The 11,511-nt window shown below is 71.2% G+C and carries 9 protein-coding genes and 1 pseudogene; 6 read left to right on the top strand and 4 right to left on the bottom strand.

What is annotated here, in order from left to right; all coding sequences use genetic code 11:
* Nucleotides 1-100 precede the first annotated feature (100 nt).
* Together ACIHCQ_RS15955 and purB are read left to right on the top strand one after the other, a co-directional pair.
* Nucleotides 101-880 carry an SGNH/GDSL hydrolase family protein gene (locus tag ACIHCQ_RS15955; protein ID WP_399662289.1) on the top strand — a complete coding sequence of 260 codons (780 nt, stop codon included), beginning with the start codon at nucleotides 101-103 and terminating at the stop codon, nucleotides 878-880.
* A 166-nt stretch (nucleotides 881-1,046) separates the two neighbouring features.
* Entirely contained in the window at nucleotides 1,047-2,489 is a 1,443-nt protein-coding gene (gene purB / locus ACIHCQ_RS15950; RefSeq protein ID WP_399662287.1) for an adenylosuccinate lyase, read from the top strand.
* An 89-nt stretch (nucleotides 2,490-2,578) separates the two neighbouring features.
* Here purB and ACIHCQ_RS15945 read toward each other — a convergent pair whose 3' ends face one another.
* The gene (locus ACIHCQ_RS15945; RefSeq protein ID WP_399662285.1) at nucleotides 2,579-3,007 is read right to left on the bottom strand and encodes a hypothetical protein; all 429 of its coding nucleotides are present in this window, start codon (nucleotides 3,005-3,007) and stop codon (nucleotides 2,579-2,581) included.
* A 172-nt stretch (nucleotides 3,008-3,179) separates the two neighbouring features.
* Here ACIHCQ_RS15945 and ACIHCQ_RS15940 point away from each other — a divergent pair, with 172 nt between their 5' ends.
* Nucleotides 3,180-4,337: an ROK family protein gene (locus tag ACIHCQ_RS15940; protein ID WP_399662283.1), complete on the top strand. Its 1,158-nt coding sequence runs from the start codon at nucleotides 3,180-3,182 to the stop codon at nucleotides 4,335-4,337.
* A 67-nt stretch (nucleotides 4,338-4,404) separates the two neighbouring features.
* Here ACIHCQ_RS15940 and ACIHCQ_RS15935 read toward each other — a convergent pair whose 3' ends face one another.
* Complete coding sequence (locus tag ACIHCQ_RS15935; RefSeq protein WP_399662281.1) at nucleotides 4,405-5,172, bottom strand: GntR family transcriptional regulator; 768 nt, start codon at nucleotides 5,170-5,172, stop codon at nucleotides 4,405-4,407.
* 195 nt (nucleotides 5,173-5,367) lie between these two features.
* The gene (locus ACIHCQ_RS15930; protein WP_399662279.1) at nucleotides 5,368-6,252 is read right to left on the bottom strand and encodes an RNA polymerase sigma-70 factor; all 885 of its coding nucleotides are present in this window, start codon (nucleotides 6,250-6,252) and stop codon (nucleotides 5,368-5,370) included.
* 168 nt (nucleotides 6,253-6,420) lie between these two features.
* On the opposite strand from ACIHCQ_RS15930, the gene ACIHCQ_RS15925 reads away from it, so the two are divergent.
* Complete coding sequence (locus ACIHCQ_RS15925) at nucleotides 6,421-7,251, top strand: alpha/beta fold hydrolase (RefSeq protein WP_399662277.1); 831 nt, start codon at nucleotides 6,421-6,423, stop codon at nucleotides 7,249-7,251.
* Nucleotides 7,252-7,773: 522 nt separating this feature from the next.
* On the opposite strand, the pseudogene ACIHCQ_RS15920 reads toward ACIHCQ_RS15925, so the two are convergent.
* A pseudogene (locus ACIHCQ_RS15920) lies at nucleotides 7,774-8,205 on the bottom strand (EamA family transporter); the annotation flags it as partial.
* A 41-nt stretch (nucleotides 8,206-8,246) separates the two neighbouring features.
* On the opposite strand from ACIHCQ_RS15920, the gene ACIHCQ_RS15915 reads away from it, so the two are divergent.
* A complete protein-coding gene (locus tag ACIHCQ_RS15915; RefSeq protein ID WP_399662275.1) occupies nucleotides 8,247-9,719 on the top strand; it encodes a PLP-dependent aminotransferase family protein in 1,473 nt (490 codons plus the stop codon).
* Nucleotides 9,720-9,841: 122 nt separating this feature from the next.
* Complete coding sequence (locus ACIHCQ_RS15910) at nucleotides 9,842-11,449, top strand: alkaline phosphatase D family protein (RefSeq protein ID WP_399662273.1); 1,608 nt, start codon at nucleotides 9,842-9,844, stop codon at nucleotides 11,447-11,449.
* The last annotated feature ends 62 nt before the right edge of the window (nucleotides 11,450-11,511 follow it).

Below are 11,511 nucleotides of genomic sequence, written 5' to 3'. Positions count from 1 at the left end.
GTGGCAGAACCGCAGCTCGATCGTGTCAGGACCGCGTCAAAACTGCGCCAGGACCGCGCCAGAACCGGGGCGCGTTACCGCGCGGTACGATCGCTCCGTCATGGAGATCAATGCCAACTACACCAGTTTCGTCGCGGTCGGTGATTCCTTTACGGAGGGCATGTCCGACCTGCGGCCGGACGGCTCGTACCGCGGCTGGGCCGATCTGCTCGCGGCCCGGCTGGCCGCTCGCACGCCCGGTTTCCGGTACGCCAACCTCGCCGTACGCGGAAAGCTCATCGGCCAGATCGTGCGGGAGCAGGTCGATGTCGCGGCCTCGATGCGGGGCGACGTGGTCACGCTCGTGGGCGGGCTCAACGACACGCTGCGCCCCGGGTGCGACATGGGACGGGTGCGCGGGTTCCTGGAGGAGGCCGTGGAGAAGCTGGCGCCCTCCTGCCGGCAGCTGGTGCTGATGCGCAGCCCCGGCCGCGACGGGCCGGTGATGGAACGGTTCCGCCCCCGCATGGAGGAGCTCCTCGCGTACGTCGATGAGCTGGCGTCCCGCCACGGCGCGCTGGTCGTGGACCTGTACGGGGCCGAGGTACTCGGGGACCAGCGAATGTGGGACGTCGACCGGCTGCACCTGACGCACGAGGGCCACCGGCGCGTCGCCGAGGCGGTGTGGCAGACCCTGGGCCTGGCGGCGGAGGACGACTGGCGGGCGCTGCTGCCCGCGGCCGTGCGGCCCGGGTGGGGGGCGCGTCGGGTGAGCGATGTGCGCTTCGCGCGCCGGCATCTGGGTCCGTGGATCGGGCGGCGGCTGGCGGGACGATCGTCCGGGGACGGCCGGGCGGCGAAGCGGCCGGAGCTGCTGCCGTACGAGGCCCCGCTCTCGTAGCGCCGCGAGGGCCTGCTCCCGTAGCCCGGCCCTCGTAGGCCTGCTCTCGTAGCCCCGCTCTCGTAGGCCTGCTCTCGTAGGCCTGCTCTCGTAGGCCTGCTCTCGTAGCAACGTACAACTGGACCGCGGCGTCGACCTGCGTAAACCGCCAGTAGAATCCCCTCACGTGACTGCTGTGTCTGCGAAGCCTCGCATCCCCAATGTCCTGGCCGGCCGCTACGCCTCCGCGGAGCTGGCCGTCCTCTGGTCCCCCGAGCAGAAGGTCAAGCTGGAGCGTCAGCTCTGGCTCGCGGTGCTGCGCGCGCAGAAGGACCTCGGCATCGAGGTGCCCGAGGCCGCGCTCGCCGACTACGAGCGGGTGCTCGACCAGATCGACCTCGCGTCCATCGCCGAGCGCGAGAAGGTCACCCGCCACGACGTGAAGGCGCGCATCGAGGAGTTCAACGCGCTGGCGGGCCATGAGCAGGTCCACAAGGGCATGACCTCCCGCGACCTGACCGAGAACGTCGAGCAGCTGCAGATCCGCCTCTCGCTGGAGCTGATGCGCGACCGTACGGTGGCGGTGCTGGCGCGCCTCGGCAAGCTGGCGGGCCAGTACGCCGAGCTCGTCATGGCCGGGCGCTCGCACAATGTCGCCGCGCAGGCGACCACGCTCGGCAAGCGTTTCGCGACCGCCGCCGACGAGCTGCTGGTGGCGTACGGACGTCTGGAAGACCTGCTGGGCCGCTATCCGCTGCGCGGTATCAAGGGCCCGGTCGGCACCTCTCAGGACATGCTCGACCTGCTGGGCGGGGACGCCGCGACGCTCGCCGAGCTGGAGCAGCGCATCGCCGGGCACCTGGGCTTCGCGCACGCCTTCACCTCGGTCGGCCAGGTCTACCCGCGCTCCCTCGACTACGACGTGGTCTCCGCGCTGGTGCAACTGGCCGCCGCACCGTCCTCGGTCGCCAAGACGGTCCGGCTGATGGCCGGGCACGAGCTGGTCACCGAGGGGTTCAAGGCCGGGCAGGTCGGCTCCTCGGCGATGCCGCACAAGATGAACACCCGCTCCTGCGAGCGCGTGAACGGCCTGATGGTCATCCTGCGCGGATACGCCTCGATGACGGCCGAGCTGGCGGGCGACCAGTGGAACGAGGGCGACGTCTCCTGCTCCGTGGTACGGCGGGTGGCGCTGCCGGACGCGTTCTTCGCGTTCGACGGTCTGCTGGAGACCTTCATGACGGTGCTCGACGAGTTCGGCGCGTTCCCGGCGGTGGTCGCGCGCGAACTGGACCGGTATCTTCCCTTCCTCGCCACGACCAAGGTCCTGATGGGCGCGGTGCGCGCCGGCGTGGGTCGCGAGGCCGCGCACGAGGCCATCAAGGAGCACGCGGTCGCCTCGGCGCTGGCGATGCGCGAACGGGGCGCCGAGCGTAATGAGCTGCTCGACAAGCTCGCCGCGGACGAGCGGATTCCGCTGGACCGGACTCAGCTGGACGAACTGATGGCGGACAAGCTGTCGTTCACCGGCGCGGCGGGCGATCAAGTGGCCGCGGTGCTCTCCCGTATCGAGGAACTCGTCAAACAGCACCCGGAGGCCGCCGGATACACCCCGGGGTCCATCCTCTGACGACCCCGAGCAGTCAGCAGTCAGCAGCCAGCCGGCGGGCCGCCCGCGATCACACCGTTCCGGTGTGATCGCGGGCGGCCTCTTTTTTACTACGGCGGATCCGTCTCCGTCACGACCGCGAGCAGCCACTCCTCCGAGCCGCCGACCCCTATCCACCGGTCTTCTATGCGCCACAGGCAGAGATACGTCAGCTGAGCACTGAGCCGCAGCCACGGTTCCGGAATGTCCTCGTCCGCGTCGGCGCGCAGCGCCGTACTGGCCAGGCTGAAAAGTTCGGGCTCGCCCCAGCGGTGGGTGAGGGCTCTGAGCAGGGCCTCATGCTCGGCCGCCAACTGTTCCGCGTCCACGTCCGCGTCCGCGCCCATATCCGACATCTGGGGCATCTGGGGTATCTGTCCGTTCAACTCCGCGATATGGAAGCCCGGCCCTTCGGTGCCCACGTCCGACGGGCCGAACTCCGCGGGGAACTCCCGGGAGCGCAGCAAGTCGATCGCGCGGAGGTGCTGTGCCGTGGTCATGCCCTCAGTAAACCTGCACCCACTGACAACTGGCTGTCCGTCAGACATCACACCGGCACCTCCCCCTGTGTCCGATTTCCGGCGAGCCCCTTGTGTCCCGTACGCCACTCGCCGCGCCCGCTGCCAGCGAGTACGATCCGGCTGACATGCGCTTGAGCTGGGAGGTAACACGGTGAGCGGGCTGACCGGAGGTGACCCGTCGTTGCTGCGGCGGATCAACTCCGCGGTGGTACTCCACGCGCTGCGGGACGCCGGCTCCCCCACGCTCACAGACCTGACCCGGCTCACCGCGCTGTCCCGCCCGACCGTCGAGGGCGTCATCGAGGGACTCATCGGCGCCGGACTGGTCGCCGAGAGCATCCCCGAGGAGGGTGTGGCACGCCGTCAGGGGCGTCCGGCCCGCAGATTCAGGTTCCGGGCCGAGGCCGGGTATCTGATGGGCGTCGAGATCGGCTCGCACCGCGTCGCCGCGCTGCTCTCGGGGCTCGACGGGCGCATCATCGGCGCCGGTTCGCGCGATGTGTCGGAGACTGCCTGCGAGGACGAGCGGCTCGAACGGGTGCGGCTGGTCGTCGCCGATGCGCTGCGGCGGGCCGGTGTCGCGCGCAGCAGCCTGCGCGCGGTCGGCGTCGGCTCGCCGGGAATCGTGGAGGCCGACGGCACCGTACGGCTGGGAACCGCGCTGCCCGGCTGGACAGGCCTGGCGCTGGGCGAGCGGCTGCGCAGGTCGTTCCGGTGCCCGGTGCTGGTGGAGAACGACGCCAATGCCGCCGCGGTCGCCGAGCACTGGAAGGGCGCGGCGCGCGACTCCGATGACATCGTTTTCGTACTGGCCGGCCTCAGCCCCGGAGCGGGATCCCTGATCGGCGGGCGGCTCCACCGCGGCTTCGGCGGCGCGGCGGGCGAAATCGGCGCGCTGCATCTGCTGGGCCGCGAAGTGACTCCGGAGAAGCTGCTGTCGACGACGGACGAGCCGCTGCACCCGCTGGACGAGCAGGCGGTGGCAGATGTCTTCGCGCTCGCCAACCAGGGCGATGTGCGGGCGAAGGAAGCCGTCGAGCGGTTCATCCAGCGGCTGGTGCACGATGTGGCCGCGCTGGTACTGGCGCTCGATCCGGAGCTGGTGGTGGTCGGGGGTTGGGCGGCCGGTCTGGACGGCGTACTCGATCCGCTGCGTGACGAGCTGTCCCGTTACTGCCTGCGCCCGCCGCGGGTGGCGCTCTCGCTGCTCGGCGAGGCGGCCGTGGCGACCGGCGCGCTGCGTCTCGCGCTGGACCATGTCGAGGAGCAGCTGTTCGCGGTCGAGGGTACGGTGACGGCCCGCCGCTGAGCGCGAGCTCGACGCGACGGGCCGACAGGCCGACGGACGCCGTCAGGGCAGGACGAAACGGCTGTGTTCAGGAAGCGCGGCGCTCCTGCTCGTCGTGGCTGATCTCCAGATCGCCGGAGTCCCCGAAGGTGAGCCGGCAGGTGTCGGCCCGGTAGGTGGCCATCGAAACGGCCGCGGTCCGGCCCCCGGCGAAGTAGCGTGTGGTGACGATCAGGACGGGCGCGCCCGGCAGCCGGTCGAGCTCCTTGGCGTCGTCGGCGCGCGCCGAGCCCAGCTCCACCGCGCGCTCCTGGCCCTCCAGGCCGAGGCGCTGCAGCTCGCGCAGTACGGCCCGGGCGCGAGCGGGCCCGGACGGCGCGTCGATGGCCGACAGCTCGGGCACGGACGAGGACGGCACATACAGCAGCTCGGTCGCGACGGACTGACCGTGGGTGACCCGCAGCCTGCGCACCGTATGCGCCTCTTCGCCGCTGCGCGTCTCCAGCAGCCGCGCCACCGCCGCGGGCGGCACCACCATCGAGGAGTCCACGGGCTGCCAGCTGTCCTGCCCGGCCGCCCCCGGCCAGGTGTGCTGGGTGGTGGAGACGTCGACGCCCATACGCGGTGGGGCGACGGTCGTGCCGACGCCCCTGCGTCGCTGCAACCGACCTTCCATCTCCAGTTGTTCGAGAGCCTGACGGAGCGTGGCGCGGGCAACTCCGAAGCGAGCGGCGAGATCACGCTCGTTCGGAAGGATCTCGCCGACCGAGAAGTCGGAGTCCAGTGCTTCGCCGATCACCGTCTTGAGTTGCCAGTACTTGGGCTCCGGCACTGTTGCCAGCCGCGTGGTCCCCACCCTGATCCTCCGCAATCGCCGTGTCAGCGGCGGCTCTTCCGCGCCTATTCCGCGCCCTTGTTTATTAAAGGTTCCTGCACTAACTCCGATCGACCATAAGTCGGCGCTCACCCTTGGTCAAGACCAATGCCGATCCAGTAACACAGCGAAGCCGCACGAATCCGCAGAGTGTTCACGGGATGTTCGCGGCGCCCGTCAGGCAGGGGTCAGGGCGGTGAGTTTGTCCGGGTTGCGCACAATGTTGATGCGCTGGATGCGGCCGTCCCGGACCTCCATCTGGAAGACACTGTCCAGTTTTCCGGCGGACAGGAACAACAGCGCCGGGGCGCCGTTGAGCTCGACAAACCGGATTCCGAGCTCCGGGATCGTCTCCTGCGTCACGGCGTGGAGGAAGCGCCCGACCTTGTCCGCGCCCTTGATGACGTGCATCGGGGCCTTCGCCTTGCCGCCACTGTCGCCGACCAGCTGTACATCGGGCGACAGCAGGGACAGCAGCTCCTCCAGGTCGCCCCCGGACGCCGCGGCCAGGAACCGCTCGGTCAGATCACGGCATTCGGCCGGATCGACGTCGTAGCGGGGCTTGCGCTCATCGACATGCCTGCGCGCCCGGCCCGCGAGCTGGCGGACGGCCGCCTCCGACCGGTCGAGCGTGGTGGCGATCTCGGCGTAGGGAAATCCGAAGGCCTCACGCAGGACGAAAACGGCCCGCTCCAGCGGCGACAGCGACTCCAGGACGACCAGCAGGGCAAACGACACGGACTCGGCGAGTACGGCACGCTCGGCCGCGTCGGGGGCGGTGCTCCCGAAGTCGGTGGCGATGGGCTCCGGCAGCCAGGGGCCGACATAGGCCTCGCGCCGCGACTGAAGCTGCCGCAGCCGGTCGATGGCGAGGCGGGTCGTTATCCGTACGAGATAGCCGCGGGGATCCAGCACATCGGCGCGTTCGGCGGCCGACCAGCGCAGCCACGCGTCCTGCACCACATCTTCGGCGTCGGCCACCCGGCCGAGCATGCGGTAGGCCACCCCGGTCAGGACGGGCCGGTGCTCTTCGAAAACGTCGGTTGCGATATCTGTTGCCACCCCTCCATCCCAGCCGACCGGGCACCGGCTGTCCAGGCGAGCCCGACGCGCCGATGTGCTGGAGACCCGCCTGCGCGCGTCGGCCCTTGAACTGGAAGCTACCGGACGGTAATTATTGCTGACAGGCTGTCTACAGCGGTTGGCCGGGCGACAACAGGGAGCAGCACCATGGCCGCAGAGATCTCATTCTCCATCACATCCCCACGGGGCGACCACCCGCTGTCCGTCGCGTACGAGCGGGTCGGCTCCGGTGAGCCGCTGCTGCTGCTCCACGGCATCGGGCACCACTGGCAGGCCTGGGAGCCGGTGCTGGACATCCTGGCCGCCGAACGCGATGTCATCGCCCTCGACCTGCCCGGCTTCGGCACCTCCCCCGCGCTGCCCGAGGGTGTGCCGTACGACCTCGCCACCGTCGCCTCGGTGCTCGCCGCGCTCTGCGAGTCGCTGGAGATCGAGCGCCCGCATGTCGCGGGGAACTCCCTCGGCGGGCTGCTCGCCCTGGAGTTGGGGCGCGAGAAGCTCGTACGGTCCGTGACGGCCCTGGCGCCCGCGGGTTTCTGGACGCAGGCCGAGCGGCGCTACGCCTTCGGGACGCTGCTCGCGATGCGGTTCGGGGCGGAGTCGATGCCGCTGCCGATGATCGAGCGGCTGTCCCGGTCGGTCGCCGGGCGCGCGGCGCTGACCAGCACCATTTACGCCCGGCCGGGGCGGCGGTCCCCCGAGGCGACCGTCGCCGAGACGCTGGCTCTCCGTGGGGCCGGTGGCTTTCATCAGACGCTCGCCGCGGGCCGCGACATCCTGTTCACCCACGACGTGCCCGGACTACCGGTCACCATCGCCTGGGGGATGCAGGACCGGCTGCTGCTGCGACGCCAGGGCATCAGGGCCAAGCACGCCATCCCCGGGGCGCGGCTCATCCGGCTGCCCGGTTGCGGGCATGTCCCCATGAACGACGACCCCGCGCTCGTGGCGCGCGTCATCCTGGACGGCAGCCGCTGACTCCGCAGACCGCCTGCTGAACACACCGGATCGGAGCCCGCCTGAGCGGAGCCCGCCCGAGCCGAGCATGCCCGAGCCGAGCACCGCGCCCGCTGCGACCAGCACACCGCCCGTGGCCTGGGCCGCGCCGAAGGTGCCCGTACCGACCAGGGGCGCGGTCAGCGCGGCGGTGACGGGGATCATGCCGGAGAACAGCGTGGCGCGCTCGGTGCCGATGCGCTGCACGCCCATGTACCACCAGACGAAGCCGACGACGGTGACGACAGCCGACTGCCACAGCAGGGCCAGCGTCTCCCCCTGGGTGGGCGTCCGCAGAAACCCCGCGCCGTCGAGGGCGAGTCCCAGGACGGTGGACTCGACGGCTGCGATGCCGCAGATGGTGGCGGAGAGCAGCTTGGGGCCGAGCGGTCGCAGCACCGGTACGGCTAGTACGGCGAAGCCGACCTCACCGGCCAGGGCGCCCACCGACCAGGCGATGCCCACCGCGTCCGTGCGACCCCACCCCTGGACGGTGAAGGCTCCGGCGGCGACGAGCAGGGCTCCGTACAGCACCGGGCGCATGGGGCGACGGCCGTCCAGCAGCGGTACGAGCACGGCGACGACGACGGGGGCGCAGCCGACGAACACGCCGGGAACGGCGGGCTCGGACGTACGTTCCGCGGCCAGGATCGCCAGATTGAAGCCGACCATGCCGACTGCCGCGAGGAGCGCGAGCCGTCCCCACTGCCGCCGGGTGAGAGCCCGCAGGGGAGCCAGGGCGCCCGCACGGCCGCCGAGCCGGGGCAGGACAAGCATGGGGAAGAGGAGCAGGCAGGCGAGGGCGTAGCGCACCGCCTGGCCGCCCGCGTAGGGGAAGTCGCCGAGGACGCTGTTGGCCGTGAAGGAAGCGCCGACGAGCATGTAGGCGAGGGTGACGAGCAGAGTCCCGCGCAGGAGGTTCGGGTTCACGCTCATGACGCTATGGATCGCGGCGGTCCGGTTTAAGGTCCACTTCCATGACGCCATCAGGGACCAATTCAGCAGCGGGCGAGGCTCATGACGTTTCCTGGAACGCAGCCTGGGAGTTGCTGCTGCCCGCCGCCTCCGCCCCGGCCAGGCAGCGCGGGCGCGCACTCCAGTCGGCGCTGCGAGAGGCGGTCAGATCGGGACGGCTGGTCGCGGGGACACGGCTCCCCGCGAGCCGTGAACTGGCCGCTGACCTGGGTGTTTCGCGTGGCCTGGTCACCGAGGCGTACGAGCAGCTGACGGCGGAGGGCTACCTGCGCAGCGGCCGGGGCGCCGGCACCTGGGTCGGGGACGCGGCCCGCGCCGCGGTGCCAGGGACGGCGCGGGACCTGGCACCGCGCGCTCCTGGTGCGCGCGTGGACTTCCGCCCCGGCACGCCCGACCTCTCCCTCTTCCCGCGTGGAGCCTGGGCCGCCGCGCACAAGTCGGTGCTCGCGCGGCTGCCGCACCGGGCGCTGGGCTATCCCGATCCGCGGGGCCTCCCGGAGCTGCGGACCGCGCTGGCGGCGCTGCTCACCCGGCGGCGCGGTGTGGTGGCCGATCCGGAGTGCCTGGTGGTGTGCTCGGGCGTCGCGCAGGCGATGACGCTGCTCGGCTTCGTACTGCACGGGCACGGCCTGCGGACGGTGGGGGCCGAGGATCCGGGCAGCCCCGAGCACGGATCGCTGTTCGCGGCGGCGGGGCTGGGGCTGACGGCGTTGCCGCTCGACGATGAAGGGCTCGCGACCGGGCCGCTGTACCGCTCGGGCGTACGGGCGGTCGCAACCACGCCGGCCCACCAGTTCCCGACCGGAATCGCCTACTCCGCGGCCCGTCGCGCCGAACTCCTCGACTGGGCGCGGGCGGTGGACGGGCTGGTCATCGAGGACGACTACGACGGGGATTTCCGTTATGACCGCGCGCCGGTGGGTGCTCTCCAGGGGCTCGATCCGGAACGCGTCGCCTATAGCGGTTCGGTGAGCAAGTCGCTGGCCCCTGGGCTGCGGCTGGGCTGGCTGCTCGTACCGGCCCGCCTGGTGGAGGACGTGGTCGAACGCAAACGCACGATGGATCTCGGCAACCCCGCACTCGACCAGGCGCTCCTTGCGGACTTCATCGAACGGGGCGGTTACGACCGGCAGCTGCGGCGCTGCCAGCGCGCCTACCGGGAGCGGCGGGACGCGCTGGTCGGCGCGCTGGCCGAGCACTTCCCCGGCACCGAGGTCAGCGGCATCGCGGCGGGTCTGCACATCATCGCGCGCGTGCCCGAGCGGTACGGTCCGCAGGCCCGCTTCCTGGAGCGGGTGGAGGGGGCAGGGGTGGCGGTGCGACCGCTGGCCGACTACTACGGGCCGGTCGACACCGGGTACGACAGGTACGACGGCGGCTGCGGCGGAGTGCGGCTGGTCCTGGGATACGCGCATCTGGCGCCGTCGGACATCGCACGCGGGGTGGGCCTGATGGCGCGGGCGGCGCGGGCGTAGCCCGGAACGACCCGGGCCAGTTGTTCACTCGGGGTTCGCGCGCCCGCCGCAGCCGGGCGTTAGGCATGGCACGGCACACCGGCCCGACCTGCCCTGTCACGCCCTGCCCTGGAGGCGCATCGATGTCGCACACCCCACGGATTCCGTCCCCCGACCGCCGTTCCGTCCTGCGCGGCACGGTCGCCGCCTCGGCGGCGCTCGCCCTGCCCGCACTGGGAGCGGCATCCGCACCCGCGCTGGCGCTGTCCGGCCGCCCGCGCGCCGAGTGGGGCGTACAGACGGGCGATGTCACCTCCTCGTCCGGCCTGGTGTGGGTCCGCTCCGACCGGCCCGCCCGGATGATCGTGGAGACCTCCGCCACAGAGTCGTTCCGGCGCGCGCACCGCTGGCACGGTCCGCTGATCGGGACCGGCACGGACCTCACCGGAACGACGGCGCTGAGTGGGCTGCCCGCCGGAGAGCAGATCCACTACCGGGTGACGCTCGCGGACCCCGCAGACCCCCGCCGTACGGGAGAGCCGGTCTACGGGACGTTCCGTACGGCTGCCGCGAAGCGCCGTGAGGGCGTGCGTTTTCTGTGGTCGGGCGATATCGCGGGGCAGGGCTGGGGCATCAACCCGGACATCGGCGGCTACCGCGCGTACGAGGAGATGCGCCGTCTGGACCCGGACTTCTTCCTGTGCAGCGGGGACACGATCTACGCGGACGGCGTGATCGCGCCGAGCGTGACGCTGCCGGACGGCCGGGTCTGGCGCAACATCACCACCGAGGAGAAGTCCAAGGTGGCCGAGACGCTGGCCGACTTCCGCGGGAACTTCCGGTACAACCTTCTCGACGAGAACGTACGGCGGTTCAACGCCCAGGTTCCGACGGTCGTGCAGTGGGACGACCACGAGGTCCGCAACAACTGGTATCCCGGCCAGATCCTCGACGATCCGCGCTACACCGAGAAGAACGTGGACGTGCTCGCGGAGCGCGGGCTGCGGGCCTTCGGCGAGTACTTCCCCGTATCGACACTCAACGCGCGCGTGGGCGAAGGCCAGGGCCAGGGCCAGGGCCAGAACCGCATGCACCGGGTGGTGCGGTACGGACCGTTGCTCGATGTGTTCGTGCTCGACATGCGTTCGTACCGCAACGCCAACTCTCCGGGCAGGCAGGCCGATGACACCGACGGCATCCTCGGCGCCGAGCAGCTCGCCTGGCTGAAGCGCGAGCTGTCGCGGTCGCGCGCGGTGTGGAAGGTGATCGCCGCGGACATGCCGCTCGGGCTGGTCGTGCCGGACGGCTCGGCGAACTTCGAGGCGGTCGCGCAGGGCGATCCCGGCGCGCCGCTGGGGCGTGAACTGCAGATCGCCGAGCTGCTGCGGTACATCAAGCACCGCCGTATCACGGGCACGGTGTGGCTGACGGCGGATGTGCACTACACCTCGGCCCAGCACTATGCCCCGGAGCGGGCCGCCTTTGCGGACTTCGCGCCCTTCTGGGAGTTCGTCTCGGGGCCGCTGGCGGCCGGTGGTTTCCCGGCCAACGCGCTCGACGCCACCTTCGGTCCGGAGCGGGTGTTCGTGCGGGCGCCGGAGCGCGCGAATGTCTCGCCGATGGAGTCGCCGCAGTACTTCGGCGAGGTCGACATCGACGGCGACAGCGGCGAGTTGACGGTCCGGCTGCGGGCGGAGGGCGGAACGGTCCTGTTCAGCAAGACGCTTCAGCCGGGGCGGGTGGGGCAGTAGCCCGAACCGCCCAGCCGGACCGCCCCGCCGGACCGCTGACCAGCCGTTCTCCCGCCACCGGG

This window comes from Streptomyces sp. NPDC052236, from assembly GCF_044548015.1.
GTDB lineage: Bacteria > Actinomycetota > Actinomycetes > Streptomycetales > Streptomycetaceae > Streptomyces.
Note: the sequence above shows the minus strand (reverse complement) of the source record. Positions and strands in the feature narration are given on the sequence as shown.